This is a genomic window from Ideonella sp. FW305-24, from assembly GCF_058788035.1.
In genome coordinates this window covers 1-21382 of record NZ_JBYTAI010000005.1, presented here as the reverse complement: position 1 = coordinate 21382, position 21382 = coordinate 1, and the positions used below count along the sequence as shown (strand labels likewise).

General features: G+C 66.3%; 20 protein-coding genes. 13 read left to right on the top strand and 7 right to left on the bottom strand.

The features are described from left to right. The first annotated feature begins 133 nt into the window (after window positions 1-133). The 3 genes from AC3WR5_RS14700 to AC3WR5_RS14690 all read left to right on the top strand — a co-directional run bounded on the left by AC3WR5_RS14700 (window position 134) and on the right by AC3WR5_RS14690 (window position 3118). Window positions 134-1417 (top strand): nucleotide sugar dehydrogenase, encoded by a 1284-nt coding sequence (locus tag AC3WR5_RS14700; RefSeq protein ID WP_492485519.1) that lies wholly within the window; start codon window positions 134-136, stop codon window positions 1415-1417. Window positions 1418-1580: 163 nt separating this feature from the next. After that, window positions 1581-2525, top strand: coding sequence for a Gfo/Idh/MocA family protein (locus tag AC3WR5_RS14695; RefSeq protein WP_492485518.1), 945 nt, complete (start codon window positions 1581-1583; stop codon window positions 2523-2525). Further along, the gene (locus AC3WR5_RS14690; protein ID WP_492485517.1) at window positions 2522-3118 is read left to right on the top strand and encodes an acyltransferase; all 597 of its coding nucleotides are present in this window, start codon (window positions 2522-2524) and stop codon (window positions 3116-3118) included. Before AC3WR5_RS14695 ends, AC3WR5_RS14690 begins: the two co-directional genes overlap by 4 nt. On the opposite strand, the gene AC3WR5_RS14685 is transcribed toward AC3WR5_RS14690, so the two are convergent. From AC3WR5_RS14685 to AC3WR5_RS14675, 3 genes are all read right to left on the bottom strand, one after another. After that, window positions 3119-4207 carry a S41 family peptidase gene (locus AC3WR5_RS14685; RefSeq protein ID WP_492485516.1) on the bottom strand — a complete coding sequence of 363 codons (1089 nt, stop codon included), beginning with the start codon at window positions 4205-4207 and terminating at the stop codon, window positions 3119-3121. A 69-nt stretch (window positions 4208-4276) separates the two neighbouring features. After that, window positions 4277-4981 carry a response regulator gene (locus AC3WR5_RS14680; RefSeq protein WP_492485515.1) on the bottom strand — a complete coding sequence of 235 codons (705 nt, stop codon included), beginning with the start codon at window positions 4979-4981 and terminating at the stop codon, window positions 4277-4279. Continuing rightward, the gene (locus tag AC3WR5_RS14675) at window positions 4982-6355 is read right to left on the bottom strand and encodes an ATP-binding protein (RefSeq protein ID WP_492485514.1); all 1374 of its coding nucleotides are present in this window, start codon (window positions 6353-6355) and stop codon (window positions 4982-4984) included. 74 nt (window positions 6356-6429) lie between these two features. Between AC3WR5_RS14675 and AC3WR5_RS14670 the strand changes: the two genes are divergently transcribed. The 10 genes from AC3WR5_RS14670 to AC3WR5_RS14625 all read left to right on the top strand — a co-directional run bounded on the left by AC3WR5_RS14670 (window position 6430) and on the right by AC3WR5_RS14625 (window position 17498). Next, window positions 6430-7524, top strand: coding sequence for a DegT/DnrJ/EryC1/StrS family aminotransferase (locus AC3WR5_RS14670; protein WP_492485513.1), 1095 nt, complete (start codon window positions 6430-6432; stop codon window positions 7522-7524). Between the two features lie 10 nt (window positions 7525-7534). Then, complete coding sequence (locus AC3WR5_RS14665; RefSeq protein ID WP_492485512.1) at window positions 7535-8791, top strand: lipopolysaccharide biosynthesis protein; 1257 nt, start codon at window positions 7535-7537, stop codon at window positions 8789-8791. Next, window positions 8788-9387, top strand: a complete 600-nt coding sequence (locus tag AC3WR5_RS14660; protein WP_141288545.1) for an acyltransferase — start codon at window positions 8788-8790, stop codon at window positions 9385-9387. Before AC3WR5_RS14665 ends, AC3WR5_RS14660 begins: the two co-directional genes overlap by 4 nt. Continuing rightward, a complete protein-coding gene (locus AC3WR5_RS14655; protein WP_492485511.1) occupies window positions 9384-10478 on the top strand; it encodes a glycosyltransferase in 1095 nt (364 codons plus the stop codon). The genes AC3WR5_RS14660 and AC3WR5_RS14655 overlap by 4 nt, the downstream gene beginning before the upstream one ends. Next, complete coding sequence (locus AC3WR5_RS14650) at window positions 10475-11791, top strand: glycosyltransferase family 4 protein (RefSeq protein ID WP_492485510.1); 1317 nt, start codon at window positions 10475-10477, stop codon at window positions 11789-11791. The genes AC3WR5_RS14655 and AC3WR5_RS14650 overlap by 4 nt, the downstream gene beginning before the upstream one ends. Then, complete coding sequence (locus tag AC3WR5_RS14645) at window positions 11788-12957, top strand: DegT/DnrJ/EryC1/StrS family aminotransferase (protein ID WP_492485509.1); 1170 nt, start codon at window positions 11788-11790, stop codon at window positions 12955-12957. Before AC3WR5_RS14650 ends, AC3WR5_RS14645 begins: the two co-directional genes overlap by 4 nt. A 13-nt stretch (window positions 12958-12970) precedes the next feature. Continuing rightward, entirely contained in the window at window positions 12971-13564 is a 594-nt protein-coding gene (locus AC3WR5_RS14640; protein ID WP_492485508.1) for a sugar transferase, read from the top strand. Window positions 13565-13586: 22 nt separating this feature from the next. Then, window positions 13587-14717, top strand: coding sequence for a glycosyl hydrolase family 18 protein (locus AC3WR5_RS14635; protein WP_492485507.1), 1131 nt, complete (start codon window positions 13587-13589; stop codon window positions 14715-14717). Window positions 14718-14739: 22 nt separating this feature from the next. Next, a complete protein-coding gene (locus AC3WR5_RS14630; protein ID WP_492485506.1) occupies window positions 14740-16617 on the top strand; it encodes a polysaccharide biosynthesis protein in 1878 nt (625 codons plus the stop codon). A gap of 146 nt (window positions 16618-16763) precedes the next feature. Next, on the top strand, window positions 16764-17498 hold the full coding sequence (locus AC3WR5_RS14625) for a sugar transferase (protein WP_492485505.1): 735 nt from the start codon (window positions 16764-16766) through the stop codon (window positions 17496-17498). Between the two features lie 224 nt (window positions 17499-17722). Here AC3WR5_RS14625 and AC3WR5_RS14620 read toward each other — a convergent pair whose 3' ends face one another. The 4 genes from AC3WR5_RS14620 to AC3WR5_RS14605 all read right to left on the bottom strand — a co-directional run. Next, window positions 17723-18781: a sulfotransferase family protein gene (locus AC3WR5_RS14620; RefSeq protein WP_492485504.1), complete on the bottom strand. Its 1059-nt coding sequence runs from the start codon at window positions 18779-18781 to the stop codon at window positions 17723-17725. Further along, window positions 18778-20793, bottom strand: a complete 2016-nt coding sequence (locus tag AC3WR5_RS14615; RefSeq protein ID WP_492485502.1) for a sulfatase — start codon at window positions 20791-20793, stop codon at window positions 18778-18780. Before AC3WR5_RS14615 ends, AC3WR5_RS14620 begins: the two co-directional genes overlap by 4 nt. Further along, window positions 20790-21065 (bottom strand): hypothetical protein, encoded by a 276-nt coding sequence (locus AC3WR5_RS14610; RefSeq protein WP_492485500.1) that lies wholly within the window; start codon window positions 21063-21065, stop codon window positions 20790-20792. The genes AC3WR5_RS14615 and AC3WR5_RS14610 overlap by 4 nt, the downstream gene beginning before the upstream one ends. Continuing rightward, window positions 21065-21382: hypothetical protein (locus AC3WR5_RS14605; protein WP_492485498.1), on the bottom strand; the 318-nt coding region annotated here is incomplete at its 5' end. The genes AC3WR5_RS14610 and AC3WR5_RS14605, both read right to left, overlap by 1 nt.

Genomic DNA, 21382 nt, shown 5'->3' with positions numbered 1-21382 from the left:
CGGTGGCGGGCGTCAAGCCGGGGCGCCACCGGAAGAACCCGCGATTTTAAGCGGCCGTGCCGGGGCGTCGCAGCGCCCGGTCCTAAAATCGCCGGCTTTGACACGCCTGGGCGCCGCTTCGGCCTCTTTCCTCATGCATCGCAAACTTGCCGTGGTCGGTCTGGGCTATGTCGGCCTGCCGGTCGCCGTGGCCTTTGGCCGCAGCCACCCTGTGGTCGGCTTCGACATCCAGGCCAGCCGCGTGGCCGAGCTAAAGGCCGGCCATGACCGCACTGGCGAAGTCACGCCCGAGGCCCTGCGCGCCGCAGACATCCGCTACACAGCCGACATCGCCGACCTGCGCGCTGCGGACTTTTTCATCGTCGCCGTGCCCACGCCGGTCGACAAGGCCAACAAGCCGGACCTGTCGCCGCTGATCTCGGCATCGCGCAGCGTGGGCCAGGCGCTGAAGAAGGGCGACATCGTCGTCTACGAGTCCACCGTGTACCCTGGCGCCACCGAGGAAGACTGCGTGCCGGTGCTGGAGCAGGTCTCCGGCCTGAAGCACGGCGTGGACTTCTTCTGCGGCTACAGCCCTGAGCGCATCAACCCTGGCGACCGCGAGCACCGTTTCGAGACGATCAAGAAGGTGGTTTCCGGCTGCGACGCCGCCACGCTGGACGTTGTTGCCGAGGTCTACGCGTCTGTCGTCACCGCCGGCGTGCACCGCGCGCCCAGCATCAAGGTGGCCGAGGCCGCCAAGGTGATCGAGAACACCCAGCGCGACCTGAACATTGCGCTGATGAACGAGCTTTCGGTGCTGTTCGCCCGCATGGGCATCGACACGGCGGAGGTGCTGGCCGCAGCCGGCAGCAAGTGGAATTTCCTGCCGTTCCGGCCGGGCCTGGTGGGCGGCCACTGCATTGGCGTGGACCCGTACTACCTGACCTACAAGGCCGAGCAGCACGGCTACATCCCGCAGGTCATCCTGGCGGGACGGCGCATCAATGACAACATGGGCCGCTACGTCGCGCGCAACACCGTCAAGCTGATGCTGCAAAAAGGCATGGACGTGCCGCGCTGCCGCGTTGGCGTGCTGGGCATCACCTTCAAGGAAAACTGCCCGGACATCCGCAACTCCAAGGTGGTGGACCTTGTGCGCGAGCTGCGCGACCACGGCACCACCGTGGTCGTGATGGACTCCTGGGCCGACGCCGCCGAGGTGCAGCACGAATGCGGCTTCGCGCTGGCCGAGCCGGCGACCGAGGCGCCATTCGACGCACTGGTCGTCGCCGTGGCGCACCGCGAATACCGCGCGCTGACCGTGCCGCAGTTGCGCACGATGCTGCGCGGTGAGCAGCCGGTGCTGGCCGACGTGAAAGCCCTGTTCCCGCGCGACGAACTGGCCGCAGCCGGCGTCAGCGTGTTCCGCCTATAGAGGTTGACAGTCTCTCGACCATGCCCGCTCGTCACGCCATAACGCGCCCGCTCGGCGTTGCAAATGCTCGCCATAGCGCGAGCTATGGCTGTGCTTTGCGCCTTGATCGGACACGTTCTGGCGCACCGCTCGGACACGTCCGAGAAACTCTCAACCTCTTGCCATGACCCAGAAAAACTTCGCCCTGATCGGCGCCGCCGGCTACATCGCGCCGCGCCACATGCGGGCCATCAAGGACCTGGGCCAGACGCTGGCTGTCGCCTACGACATCAACGACTCGGTCGGCATCATCGACAGCCTGCACCCGCAGGCCGAGTTCTTCACCGAGTTCGAGTGTTTCCTGGAACATGCGAACCAGCGCAAGCGCACGCCGGCTGAGGCGCTGGACTTTGTGGCCGTCTGCAGCCCCAACCACCTGCACCATCCGCACATCGCCGCCGGCCTGCGCCTGGGTGCCGACGTGATCTGCGAAAAGCCGCTGGTGCCTACCGTGGCGCTGCTGGATGAGCTGGAGCGTGTCGAGGCCGAGACCGGCAAGCGTGTCTTCAACATCCTGCAGCTGCGCCACCACGACGCGATCCTGAAGCTGCGCGACAAGGTCGCCGCTGCCCCCAAGGACACCAAGTTCGACGTCGAGCTCACCTACATCACCTCGCGCGGCAAGTGGTACGCGCAGAGCTGGAAGGGCGATCCGCGCAAGAGCTTTGGCGTGGCGACCAACATAGGGGTGCACTTCTTCGACATGCTGCACTTCATCTTCGGCCAGCTGCAGCACAGTGTGGTGCACCTGAACGAAGACGCGCGCGCCGCTGGCTTCCTGGAGTACGAACGGGCGCGCGTGCGCTGGTTCCTGTCGATTGACGCGAACGACCTGCCGTCGGACGTCCAGGGCAAGAAGACCACCTTCCGCAACATCGACATCTCCGGCGAGCAGCTCGAGTTCTCCGAAGGCTTCACTGACCTGCACACCGTGAGCTACCGCGAGATCCTAGCCGGCCGCGGCTACGGGCTGGCTGACGCTCGGCATTGCATCGAGACGGTCGCCGCGATCCGCACGGCCAGCGCTGCAGCGCTGGGCACGGATGCGCATCCGTTCCTGAAGCGATGAGCAAAGATTTCTGGGCTCACGATAGCGCCATCGTCGACGATGGCGCGCAGCTCGGCGCCGGCACCAAGGTCTGGCACTTCAGCCACGTTTGCACCGGGGCACGCATTGGCGAGAACTGCTCGCTGGGGCAGAACGTGTTCGTGGCCAACGATGTCACCATCGGCCACGGCGTGAAGGTCCAGAACAATGTTTCGGTCTATGACGCGGTGACGCTGGAAGACGATGTGTTCGTCGGCCCCAGCGTGGTTTTCACCAACGTCTTCAACCCGCGCGCCGCCGTGCCGCGCAAGGCCGAGTACCGGCGCACGCTGGTCAAGCGCGGCGCTTCGCTGGGTGCGAACAGCACGCTGGTCTGCGGCGTGACCGTGGGTGAATGCGCCTTCGTCGGCGCTGGTGCGGTTGTCACCAAGGACGTACCGGCGTTTGCACTGGTGACCGGCGTGCCGGCCAAGCAGACCGGCTGGATCAGCCGCCATGGCGAAAAGCTGGCGCTGCCAGTGCGCGCGGTGGATGGCGCCGAGGCCGTATGCCCGGCCAGCGGTGAGCGCTACCGGCTGGTCGGCGGTGCGTTGGCGCTGGTCGAAGGCGGCTGATCAGTCCAACTCGGCCAGCCGGCGCTTGAGCCGCTGCTGCCAGTCTGCGTCTTTCTCGGCGGCGATCAGCCGCTTCAGGATCTCAACCTGGGCCACGTCCAGCGCTTTCTTTTCAGAGACCTCAATGTGAGGCTTCACGCCCACGCCTTCCCAGTCGGTGTGTGTGACCGGGCTCACCGTGCGGCCGGCGGGCACGTTCATCATGAAGTGCGAAGTCAGCCGGCGGCGGTCGCCGGGGTGGGCGCCACCGCCGGTCACTTCGCCGACCAGCGTCGCGCGGCCGGTGTCCTTCAGCGCCATCGCGAAATCCTCGCCGGCCGAGAAGGTGTCCTCGCTGGTCAGCAGGTAGACCGGGCGCGCCTGGCCGTAGCGCTTGCCGGGCACCTGCGCGGTGGTCCAGCGCGCATCGGTGCGGTTGTTGTCCCGCGGCCAGACGATGTCGTTCAGGTGCGTGGGCTGGTCGAACAGGTAGCTGGCCAGCATCATCACGCTGTCCGGGTCGCCGCCTTCGTTGTGGCGCAAGTCGATGACCAGCGCCTGCGTGTCGGCCAGCAGCGTCATCGCGGCTTCGATCCGGCCGGCGACGAATGCCGGCCGGCCGAACTGGCGCAGGTCCAGGTAGCCGATGTTGCCGCGCAGCCGGCTCAAGCCGGCAAAGCCGAAGTTGAAGCGCTGCCATTCGACGAGGTCCCTGGCCTGTTCTTCTTGCGTCTGGTCCTGGCCCGTGTCTTCGGGAATGGCCTTCTCGAAGTAGCGCACCTCCAGGTGCTTGTCGTGCAGTTGCTGCTGCATCGCCTCGGTCAGGGTTTCGGCCAGCTTTTGCGCGCTGGTGATGCGGTCGAAATCGCCTTGCTGCAGGCGGGCCTGTAGCGCCTGCGCAAGCTGCGCCGCCTTGGCCTCGTCCACATAGTGACGCTGCATCTGCGCGTTCAGTTGCGTGACGACTTCCTGCCGCATCGTCGCGTCCAGCGGCATGTCTCTTTGCGGCGGCCCGGGCTGTGCCAGGCCTTGCTGCCAGGCCAGGCCGGCACCGGCCGCGGCCAGCAACACGGCGACGGCGGCCGTCAACTTCTTTGTCTTCGTCTTCATTGCGCTGCTCCAGTTGAGACCGCGTGATGGCGGTCGACAACAAGAGCTTCGCGGCCGAGTGTGGAGAAACTATGGAGATGAAGGCGCGGGCAGTGCTGCGGGCGGCGCTGGCAGTTCGACCCTGTAGCCCAGCCCGTAGACCGACTGCACCACATCGGCCTCGGGCCAGTGGGTGGCGATCTTGCGGCGCAGATTCTTGATGTGGCTGTCGATCGCGCGGTCGGTCACGTCCAGCGCGTCCCCGCGGATCAGGTCCAGCAACTGGGCGCGGGACCAGATGGCGCCTGGCCGCCGCGCCATCGCGGCGAACAAAGCGTATTCGGTGGGCGTGAGCTGCAGCGACTGCGAATGCATGGTCACGCTGCGTGTCTCCTCGCTGACGATCCAGGCCGGCTCGGGCGCTGCCACCTCGGGTTGACTGCGCCGCAGCACGGCCTTGATGCGCGCCACCAGTTCGCGTGGGCTGAAGGGCTTGCACAGGTAGTCGTCTGCGCCCAGGTCCAGCCCATGCAGCCGGTCGATCTCCTCGACACGCGCGGTGACCATGATGATGGGCACGTCCGAGCGTTCGCGCACCGCCTTGCAAAGCGACAGGCCGTCCATACCGGGCAGCATCAGGTCCAGCACGATCAGGTCCGGCATCTGCTGCTGCACGCGGGCCCAGGCTTCGCGGCCATCGGCCAGCACCTGGGCCTGGTGGCCTGCGGCGGTGATGTAGTCGGCCACGATGGCCGCCAGGTCCGCTTCGTCTTCCACGACGAGGATGCTCGCCATTCAACAACTCTCCAGCGGCAACACAATGCGGGCCCGCAATCCGCCCAAGGGCGACGGGCTGAACAGCAGCCGGCCGCCATTGGCTTCGATGATCTGCCGGCTCAGCGCCAGCCCCAGTCCTGCGCCGCCGGTGCGCCGGTCACGCGAGGCTTCGATCCGGAAAAAGCGCTCGCCCAGCCGCGGCAGCGAGGCCGCCGGCACGCCGGGCGCGCTGTCGTCGACGTCCAGTTGCAAGGCCTGGTCCTGCACCTGGCCGTGGACCTCGATGCTGCCGCCGCGCTCGGTGTAGCGCACGCAATTTTCCAGCAGATTGCCCAGCACCTGGCGCAGCCGCTCCGGGTCGCAGCGGACCCAGCTGGCCGCGGGCGCCAAGCCGATGCGGGCCTGCAAACCAGCTTCCGCCAGCCGCGGTGCAAAGGCCTGCAGCACTTCGACGGCCAGCGGCCAGGCATCCACCGGCACAGGTGCGTTGGTCAGCCGACCGACGTCTGCCCTGGCCAGATCATGCAACTCGTCGACCAGCCGGGCCAGTGCCAGCACCTGTCGGTGCATCAGCGCCAGGTGCTCGGGGGTCGCGTGGCGCACGCCGTCCTGCAATGCTTCCAGCTGGCTGCGCAACACGGCCAGCGGTGTGCGCAGCTCGTGCGAGGTGTTGGCCACCCACTGGCGGGGGCCGTCCTCGGCCGCCGCCAGCTGCGCAGCGAGTTGGTTGAAGCTGCGCGCCAGCTCGCCCAGTTCGTCCTGCCGGCCATCGGCCAGCCGCGCTTCGAAATGCCCGGCGCCCAGCTGCCGTGCGCCATCGACCAGCTGCCGCACCGGCCGGCGAAAGTTGGCCGCCAGCGCAGCCGCCGCAAGCGCCGCCAGCAAGAGGCTGATGCCCGCGAGCACGGCCAGCGGGCGCTGCTGCTGGACCAGGAAGGCGACCGCCAGGTTGTCGGCCGGGTTCTCGGCGCGCGCCAGCAGCAGCGAGCCGACCTTGGCGCCATCGACCACGACTGGGCGCTCCAGGGTGTCGATGGACGCGACGACGATCAGGCCGCGATGCACCTTCACACCCGCCAGCAGTTGCCGCTGCGCGTCCAGCAGGCCCAGGCGCTCGCCGAGCGCGGCCGGTGCCAGCGTGTCGCGCAGCCAGGTCGTGCGCTGGGCCGCATCGGCTGGCAGGAAGGACCAGTCGCCGTGCTGGCTGAAACGTTCAGCCAGCGTCTGGGCCAGCAGGTCCAGCGCGGCCCGGTCTGGTGCTGACGACGCTTTGGCTCCACCCGACAGGTTCCAGCGCACCAGGCCCACCCCTACCGCACCCACCAAGAGGAAGGCGGCCAGGATGGACGCGAACAGGCGCTGGCCGATCGAGAGCTTCAGGCGGGTGGACACGAGGCGAGATGGGGCGCGAGGTGCGTGGAAAGGGTCGCATCATGGCGGGCCTTGGCTTGTCCGACAATCCGCCTATGCAATTCACCGACCTGCAGGCCCAGTATGCGGCGCTGAAAACCGAGATCAATGCCCGCATGCAGCGTGTGCTGGACCATGGCCAGTACATCATGGGCCCCGAGGTGGCCGAGCTGGAAACGGCACTCGCGGCGCGCACGGGGGTGCGCCATTGCATCACGGTGGCCAGTGGCACCGAGGCGCTGCTGATCGCACTGATGACGCTGGATCTGAAGCCCGGCGACGAGGTCGTCACCACGCCGTTCACCTTTGCCGCGACGGCCGAGGTCATCGTGTTGCTGGGCGGCGTGCCGGTGTTCGTGGATGTGGAGCCGGACACCGGGCTGATCGACGCAGCACGCATCGAGGCGGCCATCACGCTGCGCACCCGCGCGCTGATGCCTGTCAGCCTTTACGGCCAGGTGGCCGACATGGCGGCGATCCAGGCTGTCGCCAACAAGCATGGCCTTTCGGTGATCGAAGACGCCGCGCAAAGCCTGGGCGCGACCTTCGGCGGCCACCAGTCCTGCGGCCTGTCCACCTGGGGTGCGACCAGCTTCTTCCCCAGCAAGCCGCTGGGCTGCTATGGCGATGGTGGCGCGCTGTTCACCAACGACGACGCGCTGGCGCAAGCCGCGCGCGAGATCCGCGTGCACGGCCAGAGCGCCCGCTACACGCACACCCGCCTGGGCGTGGGCGGCCGCATGGACACGCTGCAATGCGCCGTGCTGCTGGCCAAGCTGCCGCGCTTCGAGTGGGAGCTGCAGCGGCGCGCGGCGCTTGGCCAGCGCTACCGTGAAGCGCTGGCGGGCCTCAAGCTGGACCTGTTGGCGGTGCGCCCCGGGCGATGCTGCGTCTGGGGCCAGTTCACCGTGATGGTGGACAGTCGCGACGAGGTGGTTGCGTCACTGAAGGCCGCCGGCATTCCAACCGCCGTGCACTACCCACGCCCGTTGCACCGCCAGCCGGCCTACGAGCGCTTCACAGCGGCCTGCCCGGTCAGCGAACAACTGGCCGCGCGCGTGCTGAGCCTGCCGATGAGCGCTGACCTGACCGAGGCCGACCAGGACCGCGTGATCGCGGCGCTGGCGGCTGCTGTGGGCCATCGCGGCTGAACCGGCCCGGATGCGCGACACCCCCAAACCGCCGCTGCAAGGCCTGCTGCGCGCCAGCCTGACGCTGCTGGCCGGCGGCGCACTGGCGCAGGCGCTGCCGCTGCTGCTGGGGCCGTTGCTGACGCGGCTGTTCACGCCGGCGCAGTTCGGTCAGTACCATCTGTTTGCCGCGGTGGCGACCAACTTGGGTGTGGTGGCCTGTGCGCGCTATGAATTCGCATTGCCGTTGGCCCGTTCGGACGATGAGGCCCAGGCGCTGCGCGTTCTGTCGCTGCGCATCCTGCTGGGCGTGACGCTGGCCAGCGCACTGGGTGCGCTGGGCTGGGCCGCGCTGGGCGGCGGCGCCTGGGTCGCCTGGCTGCCGCTGGCCGTGGCGGCAGCGGGTGTGGTGTCGCTGGCCACGCTGTGGGCCACGCGCGAGCAGCGCTTCTCTGCGCTTGCCGCGGCGCGGGTGCTGCAGTACGGCGGTGCGGCGCTGGCGCAGGTGGCGGCGGGCTGGGCAGGCGTGGGTGTGGCCGGGCTGATCGCCGCGCCCATCGCGGCGACCTTGTTGGCCACGGTCTGGCTGCGGCTGCCGCTGAGCGGCAGTGCGCCTGGGCTCGGCGCCGTGGCGCGCCAACACCGTGTCTTCCCGCTGCTGAACACGCCGCATGCCTTCACCGGCGCGCTGCAGGACACGCTGGGCGTGGCCTTGATCGCTGCCAGCCTGGGCCCGGCCGCGGCCGGCTTCTGGGGCCTGGGCCTGCGCTACCTGAAGGCACCGGCCACGCTGGTGGGCAGCGCGGTCTCGCAGGCGCTGTACCCGAAGCTGGCGCTGGCCGGCGCGCGGCCCACGCGTGCGGCCCGCGCCGCGCTGCGCAGGGTGATGCTGGTGCTTGCCGCGCTGGCGCTGCCGCTGGTGGCGCTGCTGTGGGCGCTGGCGCCCTGGGGCTTTGCGTGGCTGTTCGGGGCCGAATGGCGCGAGGCTGGTGAGCTGGCGCGGGCGCTGGCGGTCTACATCGGGTTGCATTTCGTTTCGGCGCCGCTGGCGGTGGTGACGATGGCCTGGCAGGCGCAAGCCTGGGCGCTGAAGCTGGCGCTGGTGGGGCAGGTGGCCTTCGTGGCCGCGCTGGCGGCCGGGCTGCACTGGGGCGGGCTGACCGGGGCGGGCTGGGCGGTTTCGGGCGCGATGCTGCTGTACTTCGGCTACTACTTGCTGCAACTGGCGTTCTGGCCGGTGGACGATGACACGGCCATCGCGTCGGTGGTGAAAGAATCGCGGCCGTGACTTCGTTCAATGCTTTCCTGAATCGCTGCCGCCGGCGCCTGGTGCGCTCGCTGCTGTTTCGCATCGTCTTTGGCGAGCGCTCCGGCGGCAAGCTGCTGCCGCACACGCGCATCTCCCCCGCCGCGCACCTGGAGGCCGAGGACAAGCTGGTGATGGGCGACCACGTCTACATCGGCCCGTTCAACTACCTGGAAGCCAGTGGTGGCATCACGCTGGGCGAGGGGGTGCAGATCACCAGCCACTGCGCCATCGTGACCCACAGCTCGCACCGCTCGGCGCGGCTGATGGGCGAAGGTTTCGTGCGCTGGCCGGCGGCCGGTTTCGGCGAGCGGCCGGGCTGGATCGCCGGGCCGGTGGAGATCGGCGCGTACAGCTTCATCGGCCCGCATTCGCTGATCGAGGCCAACACGAGGCTGGGCCGCGGCACGCTGGTCTGTGCCGGCAGCTTTGTGCGAGGCGAGTTCCCGGATTTCGTGATTCTCGAAGGCCGGCCGGCCCGTGTGGTCGGCGACAGCCGGCGCGCTGACGAGCGGCTGCTGGAACGTTTCCCCGAACTGCGCCCGCTGTACGACGCATGGGCCGGGCCGGTGACGTGAGTCCCTTGCGAACGCCACTCCGTCTGGTGCTGATCGGCGACGGCGAGAGCCCGCACCTGCTGAAGTGGGTGCGGGCGCTGGCCGCGTTGTCGCAGCAGGTCGAGCTGCATGCCGTTTCCAGCCGCGGTTTCCTGCCGGAGATCGTGGCCTTGCTGCCGGCCGAGCGCCGGTTGGCGCTGGGCCATGCGATGCAGTTCGAAGGTGGCAATGGCGGGCTGCTGCGCCAGCTGCCGCGGCTGGCGCGTTGGCTGAAAGCCGTGCGGCCCGACTGGCTGGCGCCGCACTACCTGACTTCGCACGGCACGCTGGCCTGGCTGGCGGTACGGGTGTTCGGCGTGCAGGCCCGCATCGCCGGCTCGGCCTGGGGTTCGGACATCCTGGTCACGCCGGAGCGCAGCGCGTTGATGCGCTGGGTCACCGGCCGCGTGCTGCGGGCCTGCACGCTCTGCACCAGTGACTCGCAGCACATGACGGCGCGCATGCGGGCACTGGGCGCCGGGGAGGTGATGACCTTTCCATTCGGCCTCGAAGCGCTGCCGCCGGCACCTGGCGCGAAGGACACGAACCTGTTTTTCGCCAACCGCGGCCTGGAGCCCATTTACCAGCCGCAGCGCGTGCTTGCGGTGTTCGCCGCGCTGGCGGCGGACTGGCCCGAGGCGCGGCTGGTGCTCGCGCATGACGGCTCGCTGCGCGCCGGGCTGGAAGCACAGGTGGCCCGAGATCGCCAGTTGCAGGGGCGCGTGCGCTTCGTGGGCCGGCTGGACACCGCCACCCAGGCCCGCTGGTATGCCCGCGCCGGCTGGTACCTCAGCCTGCCGCAGAGCGATTCGGTCTCGGTCTCGGTGCTGGAAGCCATGGCCCACGGCTGCGTGCCCATCCTGTCTGACCTGCCGGCCAACCGGGAGCTGGTGGCCGATGGTCGCAATGGCGTGGTCCTGGCGGATGGCGAAGTGCCTTCCCACGCACGACTGACGGAGTTGGCGCAGCATGCCGGTGAAGTGGCTGCAGCCAACCGCGCCTGGGTTGCAGAACACGCCTTGTTTCCACGCAGCGTTGCAGCCTACGTGCAGCGACTGCAAGCCCTGTCATGAACATCCTGTACCTCAATCACTACGCCGGCTCGCCCGCGCTGGGCATGGAATACCGGCCGTACTACCTGGCGCGCGAATGGGTGCGCGCTGGTCATACCGTGACGATGCTGGCGGCCAGCTTCTCGCATGTGCGGGCGAAGCAGCCACAGCTCGACCAGAACGCCGGGCCGGACGGCACGCGCGAGACGATTGACGGCATTGCCTACCGCTGGTTCGACACCCCTGCCTACCAGGGCAATGGCATGGGCCGCATGCGCAACATTGCCAGCTTCCTGGCCCAGGTCTGGCAGCAGGCAGACGCGCTGGTGGCCGAGCTGAAGCCGCAGGTGGTGATCGCGTCCAGCACCTATCCAATGGACATCTGGATCGCCCAGCGCCTGGCGCGCAAGGCCGGCGCGAAGCTGGTCTTCGAGGTGCACGACCTGTGGCCGCTGTCGCCCATCGAGCTGTCGGGCATGTCGCCGTGGCACCCGTTTGCGCTGATCTGCAGCAGCGCCGAGCGCGCGGCTTACCGGGACGCAGACGTGGTGGTCTCGATGCTGCCCAAGGTGCACGAGCACATGGCCTCGCGCGGCCTGGACCTGAAGAAGCTGGTCATCGTGCCCAACGGCATTTCGCCCGAGGAATGGGAGGGCAGGCCCGAGCCGCTGAAGGCCGAGGTGGCCGCCTGCATCGGCGCCGCGCACAAGGCCGGCCGCCACGTGATCGGCTACGCCGGCTCGATGGGCCGGCCCAACGCGCTGGACACGCTGCTGGACGGCGCCAAGCTGCTGGCCGATTCGCCGGTCGAGATCGTGCTGGTCGGCGACGGGCACGAGCGTGAGCGGTTGGTCAGGCGCATCGAGCAGGAAGGCTTGTCCGCCCGCGTGCACTGGTGCGGGACCATCCCGAAGGCACAGATCCCGTCCTTCCTCGCTGCCATCGAAGTCGCCTACATCGGCTGGCAGCGCGTGCCCATCTACCGCTTCGGCATCGCGCCGAACAAGCTGATGGACTACATGATGGCCGGCTGCTCGGTGCTGCATGCCGTGGAGGCGGGCAACGATCCGGTGGCCGAAGCGGGTGCCGGCATCACCGTGCCCCCCGAGTCACCCGAAGCGGTGGCCGAAGGCATCAAGCGCCTGCTGGGCCTGCCAGCGGCCACGCGCAAGGCCATGGGCAAGCGGGGCCGAGCCTTCGTGCTGGCCGAGCATGCCTACCCGGTGCTGGCCAAACGATTCCTGGCGGCCTGCATGCCGCCGGCACCGCGCCCGGGGCAGGCCACAATCCAGGGTTTGCCGCCCCGTCCTTCCCAATTTCCCCGCCGCCCATGAGCACTGAATCGTTGCCCTTCCTGCCGTTCGCCTTGCCCGAGATTGGCGAGGAGGAGATTGCCGAGGTGGTGGACACGCTGCGCTCCGGCTGGGTGACCACCGGCCCCAAGGCCAAGCGCTTCGAGGCGATGTTCACCGAATTCTTGGGCGATGCGTCGCTGCAGTCCATCGCGGTGAATTCGGCCACTGCCGGCCTGCACCTGGCGCTAGAAGCGCTGGGCGTTGGCCCTGGCGACGAAGTCATCACGACCACGCACACCTTCACCGCAAGCGCCGAGGTGGCCCGCTACCTGGGCGCGGACGTGAAGCTGGTCGACATCGATCCGGCCACGCTGTGCATTGACCCGACCAAGATCGAGGCCGCGATCACGCCGCGCACCAAGTGCATCATCCCCGTGCACTACGGCGGCCTGGCCTGCGACATGGTGGCGATCCTGGCGATTGCGAAAAAGCATGGCCTGAAGGTGGTCGAAGATGCGGCGCACGCGCTGCCCACCACGCTGAACGGCGAGCTGATCGGCACGCTGCAGAGTGATGCAACCGTGTTCAGCTTCTACGCCAACAAGACCATGACGACAGGCGAGGGCGGCATGCTGGTGACCCGAAACCCGGAGCTGGCGGCGCGCGCCAAGGTCATGCGCCTGCACGGCATCAGCCGCGATGCGTTCGACCGCTTCACTGCCAAGGTGCCGAGCTGGTACTACGAGATCGTCGCGCCCGGCTTCAAGTACAACCTGACCGACATAGCCGCGGCGTTGGGGCTGCATCAGCTGGGCCGCGCGCGTGGTTTCCAGCTGCGCCGCGCCGAACTCGCCGCGCAGTACAACGCGGCGCTGGCCGAGTTGCCCGTCGTCCTGCCGCCGCAGCCGCCGGCGGGCGAGCTGCACAGCTGGCACCTGTATGCCATCCGCCTGGCCGAGGGCACCCGCATCGGCCGTGACGCCGTGATCGAAGCACTGTTCAAGGACGGCATTGGTTGCAGCGTGCACTACATCCCGCTGCACCAGCAACCGTACTGGCGCGACCGTTACCAGTTGCGTGCCGAAGACTTCCCGCAAAGCCAGCTGGCTTACGAGCGCATGCTGAGCCTGCCGCTGTACACGCGCATGACGGAGGCGGACGTGACGCGCGTGGTGGCCTCGCTGCGGCGCGCGCTGGTGGACTGAGGGCTTGGTTGCGGTGGCCAAACGGCTGTTCGACCTGCTGGCTTCGGCACTGGGCTTGGCAGCGCTGCTGTTGCCAGGGCTGGTCGTGGCCCTGCTGATCAAGCTCGATTCGCCCGGCCCGGTGTTCTTTCGACAGCAGCGCGTGGGCCGCTTCGGCGTGCCGTTTCGCATCCACAAGTTCCGCACGATGCGCGTGGACGCCGAAGCCGCCGGGCTGCTGACCATGGGCGCCGATGCGCGCATCACCCGCGTCGGCGCCTGGTTGCGCTCACACCGCGTGGACGAGCTGCCTCAGCTGATCGACGTGCTGCAAGGCACGATGAGCCTGGTGGGACCGCGCCCCGAGGTGCCGCGCTACGTCGCGCTGTATCCCGAAACGCTGAAGGCCCAGGTGCTGTCTGTGCGCCCCGGCATCACCGATCCTGCCTCGCTGCGCTTTCGCAACGAAGGCGAACAACTGGCCGCTGCGGCGGATCCCGAGCGTGAATACCGCGAGGTGATCCTGCCGGCCAAGCTGGCTTGCGCGGCCGAATATGCGGTGAGAGCGTCGCTGTGGACCGATCTGGGCGTGCTGCTGCGCTCGCTGCGCGTCTTGTTGCGAGGCTGAAGCCTTGCCGTCTGGAAACCCAATGACCTCCACCCAATTCATCGGCCAACCGACCCGGCGTCAGCTGCTTGGTGCTCTCGCCGCAATGAGCGTTGCAGGCGTGCTGCCGTCGCAGATCTCAGCCGCAACGGCTGCGCCACTGGTGCTGGCCTATACCGACGGCCAGGTGCCCGCGGCCTACACCAACCTGCAGGCGTTCTACGCGCAGCTGGGTGCCGTCGGGCTGGGCTCGACCTGGTCGCTGCTGGCCGACGGTTCGCTCAGCGACGTGGGCATGAGCAGCACCACGCAGAAGATCATCAAGTTCGCGAAAAAGAAGGCGCTGCCGCTGTACCCCACGGTGTCGGACTACAGCGACGCGCTGGGCGAATTCGACCCGGCCGTGTCGCGCGGCATCCTGGCGAACGCCGCGGCGCGGGAGGCCGCGCTGGGCGCGATGCTGCAGCTGGCCGCGGGGCAGGGCTTTGCCGGCATCGACCTGGACTGGGAAGCGGTGGAAGAGGGCAGTGCCGCGGCGTTTTCGTCCTTTGTTGCGGACCTGGCCTCGCGCCTGCATGCGCAAGGGCTGAAGCTGATCCTCAGCGTGCCGCCAAAGTTCGACGAGGCCTCGTCACCCTGGCTGGCCGGCTACGATTATTCGGCGCTGGGCACATCGGTCGACTGGCTGCAGGTGATGACTTACGACGAGGTCGGCCCGGGCTGGTGCACCACCGGCTTCAACCATGGCAAATGGCCTGGCCCGGAGTCTGGCCTGGACTGGCAGCAGGCGGTGCTGGGCTACACGCTGGCGCGTGTGCCCGCGGCCAAGGTGTTGTCCGGGCTGCCGGCCTATGGCTACGACTACAGCACCGGCAAGGTCGTGTACTGGTCCAAGTACGGCAAGACCATCGCTGCGCACGCTGGCGCTGTAACGGTGCGAGACAGTGCCTCGGCCACGCCGTCCGCCAGCTGGGGCACGGTGACACCGCAGCGCGATGGCAAGCCCTGGAGCAAGGCCACCCGCCAGCCCGTGCTGTGGTTCGACGACACACAAAGCCTGGCCGCCAAGACCGCGCTTGTGCGCAGCCTGGGCCTGGGCGGCACCAGCGTTTGGGCCATGGGCTATGAAGATGCGGCGTTCTGGGATGCCGTGACCGCCGGCCTCAAGCCCTGAGCCTGCGAAACCACTGAAGCCGATGACTGTCCCCACTGCTTCGCGCTGGTTGCGCCTGGAACAACTGCTGGCCCGGCTGCGGCCGCACCGCGCGCCGCTGAGCCTGGCGATCGACGCGCTGATGGTGGCACTGGCCTGGAACGCCACCTACCTGTTCCGACTCGGCTTCGAGCGCTGGTGGGATGCGCGGCCGTGGTATGACGGCTGGGTGCTGCTGGGTGTGGTCGCGGCTTATCTCGCTGCTTTTGCGCTGCTGAAGGTGCCGCAAAGCATGTGGCGCTTCTCCGGCTTCGGCGAGGTCAAGCGGCTGACGTTTGCGTGCGGCGCTGCCGGCCTGGCGAGTGCCGCAGCCGTCATGGGCCTGCAGCTCTACCAGGTGCCGCGTTCCGTGCTGGCGTTGCACCCGCTGTTCAGCCTGATGGCCGTCTGCATGGTGCGCGTGGCCTACCGCATGCTGTACGAGCACGCCCGTGCCCGCATTGCCGGCAGCAACGGCACCGAGCCGCGCCGCGCGCTGGTGCTGGGCGCCGGCGAGGCTGCCAAGCGGCTGCTGGCCGGCATTCAGCACCAGGGCTGGATCGTCACCGGGCTGCTGGACGATGACGCCGCCAAGCAGGGTGCGCGCATTGCCGGCGTGCCGGTGCTGGGGCCGCTGGAAGCCATCCGGGACCGCGGCGTGCGCGGCGATGCGACGCACCTGATCATCGCGCTGCCGTCGGCCACGGCCGCACAGCGCCGCCGCGCGGTGGAACTGGCCAGCGCGCTGGGCCTGCCGGTGCTCACCGTGCCGTCGGCAGAAGAGCTGCGCAGCGGCGAGGCCGCGGTCGACCGCGTGCGCGACATCGAACCCGAGGACCTGCTCGGCCGCGAGCCGGTGCAACTGGACGAAGCCGGCATCGGCGAAGTGCTGCGTGGCAAGACAGTGCTGATCACCGGCGGCGGCGGCAGCATCGGCTCGGAGCTCTGCCGCCAGGTGGCGCGCTTCCAGCCGGCGAAGCTGGTCATCGTCGAACTCTCCGAGTTCAACCTGTACACCATCGAGCAGGACCTCAGCCTGCGTTTCCCTGCGCTGCCACTGGTCAAGTTGATTGGCGACGTGAAGGACCTGGACGGACTGCGCGCCATCTTCGAGCGCGAACGCCCGCAAGTCGTCTTCCACGCGGCAGCCTACAAGCACGTGCCCCTGATGGAGGTCGACAACGCCTGGGCTGCGCTGCGCAACAACACGCTGGGCACGTACCACGCCGCGCTCGCTGCGGCCGAGGGCAAGGCGGAGCGTTTTGTGCTGATCAGCACCGACAAGGCCGTCAACCCGACCAACGTGATGGGCGCCACCAAGCGGGCTGCTGAGTTGGTGGTCTCCGCGATGGCCGCCGAACACGCCGGCACGCGCTTCATGGCCGTGCGCTTCGGCAACGTGCTGGGCTCGTCCGGCAGCGTGATTCCCAAGTTCAAGCAGCAGATCGCCGCCGGCGGCCCGATCACCGTCACCCACCCCGACATCATTCGCTATTTCATGACCATCCCCGAAGCCGCGCGCCTGGTGCTGCAGGCCGCAGCCATCGGTGAAAGCGGCCAGGTGCTGGTGCTGGACATGGGCGAACCGGTGAAGATCGTCGACCTCGCCAAGACCATGATTCGCCTGGCCGGCCGCAGCGAACAGGAGATTCGCATCGTCTTCACCGGCTTGCGGCCGGGGGAGAAGCTGTATGAGGAGTTGCTGGCGGACGGGGACTTGACGGTGGCCACCGCAGTCAAGGAATTGCGGCTTGCACAGCTGGACGACTCGCTTGAAGGTGCGCGGCGATTGCTGGCCTGGGTCGCAAGTTCACCGTTGCAGTCGGCCGATCTGGTGCGCGATGCGTTGAGCACCCTTGTCAAGGAATACAGGCGGCATTAGTCGACGGGAATGCACCGAATGCCCGACAACAGTGTTGTTTTCATTTCTTAACCTTTGGGTCGGCAGCGATAATGCTCGATTTTGGGCCTAACCCGCCCGATCCGAGGGCTTGTTGCGCACCGAGTCCCTTTGTCGAGAGGAACGACATGTACGTAGATGATGGCGCCCGCGATTTGGGTGGCTCGCATCCGGCATCCAGCGCAGGTGTTTCGGAAGCATTGAGCCTGGATGATGTCCAGGAAGCGCAACGGATTGGCCTCGGTCCCTTGAGCTTCGCGCTCAAGCGCTTGTTTGACCTGATCAGCATCGTCGTGATCCTTGCCCTGTTTGGCTGGATCATGGTGCTAGTGGCCATTGCGGTGCGATTCAGCAGCGGGCCCGGGGTGATCTATGGCCACCAGCGTGTGGGAAAAGACGGCAGGCTGTTCAACTGCTACAAGTTCCGCTCGATGGTTGCGGACTCGGATCAGGTGCTGAAGGATCTGCTCGACAACAGCCCCGAAGCTCGCGCCGAATGGGAGCGCGATTTCAAGCTCAAGGACGACCCCCGCATCACGCGTGTGGGTCGCTTCATCCGCAAGACCAGCCTGGACGAATTGCCACAGCTGTGGAATGTGGTTTGCGGCGAGATGAGCATCGTCGGGCCCCGCCCTGTGGTGCAGGCTGAGCTTGATCGCTATTACGGCGATGCCAAAGCGCATTACTACAGCGTGCCGCCCGGCCTGACCGGCCTGTGGCAGGTGAGCGGTCGAAACAACCTCGACTACGACCAGCGCGTGCAGCTCGACAAGGCCTATGTTGAGAACTGGAACGTGTTCTCAGACTTCATGATCGTGATGCGCACGGTCAAGGTGATGGTTGCGCGAGATGGCGCATATTGAACGGTTGCCATCTGAGGTGGTCGCAATCCCACCGGTGCTGAGCGTGGAAGGGGCTGGGCCAGGATGGGCCAGCAAGGTGAACGCCGCCAATTACTTGCGGTATTCGATCCGCTTGTATGCTTGCTCACTGGTGCGAATTTGATGCCGATTTTCAACGGCAACGTCTGATTGCAACTAGCTGGCTCCCACTTTGGTTGGGTTCACAGTTCGGGAATGGGCGGGCCTCAGAGGCCGTGACTATCGAGCGCAGCCTCTTGGGCGCTATTGAGCAGCTGAATTGCTTCTTGCCAAGCTGTGTTCAGGACAAGGGAGGCGCCAGACGAAGATTTGATCGCTCTGGATGGCAATTCCGCAGCGTGCTTTGCCGTTGCGCTGACATGCCAATGCCTGAGCAGGCTGTCTCTGACCTCTCCAGGGGAGGCGCGCAAGTCTTGCTGCCTCACCACTACCAATTCTCTGCGCGATAGGGTTGCTCGAAGTCGGGTAAGGCTGCGCGCCGCTTGCCGCAGGGCAGACTCAATGAAATGCTCCAGAACGCCGTTTGGTGTGCCAGCCAATCCGTATATGTTGATCATGCTTGGCCACATCTTCAGATTCGATTGGACGATCTCGGCCGGTGAGCGAGTGATCCAGACGATGTCTGAGTTTGGAAAGCGACGAAGCAGGGCTGGTGCGCGAAAGCTGTGATTGGGCGATTTCAGTATCAATCTCCGCCTTTGCTCATCCTGAGCCACGACCTGTCCAAGAAAGTCTCGCCACATGGCCTCCGCAATCCAGGTGGCCTGTTCGTCCCAGGCGTCTGGGTTCAGCAGCCACTCCAATGTGGTCAGCCTGCGCGGATCCAGGAAGCCTCGGTAGACACTGTGCCCGCCCAGCATTAGCCATGCAAACTCGTCTTCTTGCGGGGAGTCGGTAGCGATGACCATGTCATCCATTGGTCGGTCCAGTTGGGTCGAGTGACTTGGTCTCCCAGTGATGGCAAATGAACTGGGTGCCATGCATTGCCAGGTTCGCGGTGCGCAAAATTTGCGGTCTGCCATGAGCAGTTCATGGAGAGCGGTCGTGCCGGACCGCCAAAGCCCGAAGATCCAAATCGGATCCATGTCCAGCGATGCGGGCGGCAGCAGTCGCTTCTGCATTGCCAGATTCAGGTGGAAGAAGTGCCCGGCCCATTGGTAGCGCAGCATTGCAAGGCGTGAGCCACCGGAGAACGGACTTCCCTTGCGAAGCCAATCAACCAGGGCCGGAGAAGCCGCTGCGAAGTTGCGGCTTGCTTTGTTCACGGCAGAAGGGCTTTATTTTTTTCGACTTCTGATTCGATGGCTGCGCGTAGTCGAGCCGCCACCTCCGGATGCGCTGCGACCAAGTCTTGCTGCTCGCGCGGATCGTTGTCTAGGCGGTACAAGCGATCGCGCTGCCCGTGGGGGGTTGTCGCATCCATAGGGCCGATGCGGGTGGTCAATTTCCACGGATAGTCAACCGTCATGACGCTGCCCTGTTCCAACGCGCCTTCTTTCTGCGAGCGTTCGAAGTTCATCGAGTAGATGGGGCGAGGCTTCACGCTTTGGCCCGCCAGGGCGTTTGCGAACGAGCGCCCCTCCACCTCGCCCAATAGGGGGACGTTTGCTAGGTCGGCAATGGTTGGTAGCAGGTCGGCTTGCTCTGCTGGTAATGCAACTCTTTGTTCACCTTGTTGGCCTGGTTTGCGAATCAGCAGCGGAAGACGCGTGACTTCGTCGTAGAGCTCTGGCCCACCATGTCCGCCGTAGTCATGCCAGAAATTCTCGCCATGGTCCGCACTGATGACCACCACGGTGTTCGCCAACATGCCTGTCTTGTCGAGATTTTCCAGAAAGTCACCAATCGCGGCGTCTACGTACCTGATGGACTCGTCATAGCGTGGCAGCAGTTCTTTCCGTTGTTTTGCAGCGAGGGTGTGGCCGAGGTAGTGATACACCGGCGATGAATCCAGAATGGTGCGTGCCTGACCGCCTTGGTCGAACATGCCGACGTAAGGCGGGGGAGGCGCGTAAGGGTCGTGCGGCGGAGTCAGGTGAACCCACACGAAGGCCGGCTTGCCCTCGGCTTCACGCCATCGGGTCTCGGTCTGGTGCAAGGCGGCCCTGGGGTCGAAGTGATCTGTTGCAGGACAGATGCCGGCATCTATCAGCCAACTTAGCAAGAGGAACCGGGAGGTCTGCCAAATCGTGTTGGTGTCAAGGATGGCAATCGACTGCTGGTGCATCAGGTACTGTGCCAACACATCTGGATCATGAGGACATTTCTCTCGCCAGGGATTGCTGACATCGTGCGTGTCCACATCTGGCATCGTCTGCAGTTTCGGCGGCGATGCAAACGGGTTCGTGGAAACGGTGATGGTTCGATAGCCCGCCTTGTGGAAGGTCGCAAGTAAGGAGCGCCGGGCATGGCTTTCCAGCGGTGCTGACGGCGCGACAAACACGCGATGGCGCCAAGGCCGCTCTCCCAGCAGGACCGAGGCCATGGAAGGCGTCGTGACATTCGAGTTGGCGTAGAAATGCTCGAACACGCTTGCGGTCTTTGCGAACCTGTCCAATGCCGGAGTGGTCGGCAGGTGATATCCATACAGCGACAGATGGTCTGCGGAGAGCGTGTCAACTGTTAGCAAGAGGACATCCGGCTGGGTACGTGGGGCTTGTTGGGCAACTTCTTCAGGTTCACGGTTGTCCATCAATGGCCAGACAGGTGCTGTTGCCAAGCCGCAGAAGATCATCAAGCCGGACAAGCCACACCAAAAGCGGATCGCTTGCGGAGTCTGGACTGGTGCAGCCCCGCCTTTGGACCTGCGCCATCTGGCCCATGCGACAACCGACCCAATCATCCCCATGGTGAGCCAGAGGCCCATTCTGTGGTCCGTCACCCCGCGTGGAAGCCAATGCTGGTCACGCATCCAATTGAGAAGATGCGGCGTGACCCCAATGGCGTGCAGCCAAGCACGCAGGCCCTCAAGCATTGAGAGGCCCAAGGTGAGTGCATAGCCGAGTGAAAGGGCATCCACGATGCTGCCCTTCACGGCGCGGCGTGCGATCAGCGCAAAGATGGGCCCGACTGCCATGCAGGCCACGCCGAACGCGGCGCCCAGCACCAAGAAGACCGCTCCGAGTTCAGCAAAGATCTGGATGCTCTGAGGCACTGACGCGTAGTGAAGAACTCCGGGAAGCTCGGGCAGGTACTCAAGTGGCAGTGCGACACCGATGACCGCGGCCAACAAGCTGGCAAACGACGTGAAGATGGGCCGGTAACCAAGTGCATTCATGTTGCCGAATCATCCTCATCGCCTGCCAAGTGCGATTGGGCATCCGTCTTCGTCTTCGTCTTCGCCTTCGTTTGCGTGAGGCGTTGGAGCGCCGACTTCAGCCACATCTTCAAATAGCGCCAACCGGCTGTCACGGCAACGATCACCGGTAGCAGAATCTGGTAAATGAGGCCGCCTGCGTTCGGATCGAGATACGCCATGGCGTCAACGGAACTGAACAGCAGCCAGAGGGCGCAAGCCATGCGCAGGGAAGGCGAGGGGCGCAGTTGCATCATCGAAATTGGAAGAAGCATCGCCGTACTTTAATCTTGTCTTGCCTGTCTGCTGCCATTGTCAGCGCGTGGGGCGCCGAACCGGCGGTCCCCGTGTAGCGAATGACTTTGGGCAAAGCCGATGCCCCGGGCCGAAATGTGTTCTTGACGTCACGCTCGAGATGACGGAAATTCAACGCACGATGAGAGCGAAGCTCGCCCATCGACCAGCCTTCTTGTGCGGCCTGGTCGAGCTCAGTCCGTAAGCGTCCGGCCAAGTCACATTGAATTGGCGTAGCCGGACAAGGATGCTTGTGTCCACGAACAAATGCGTGGAC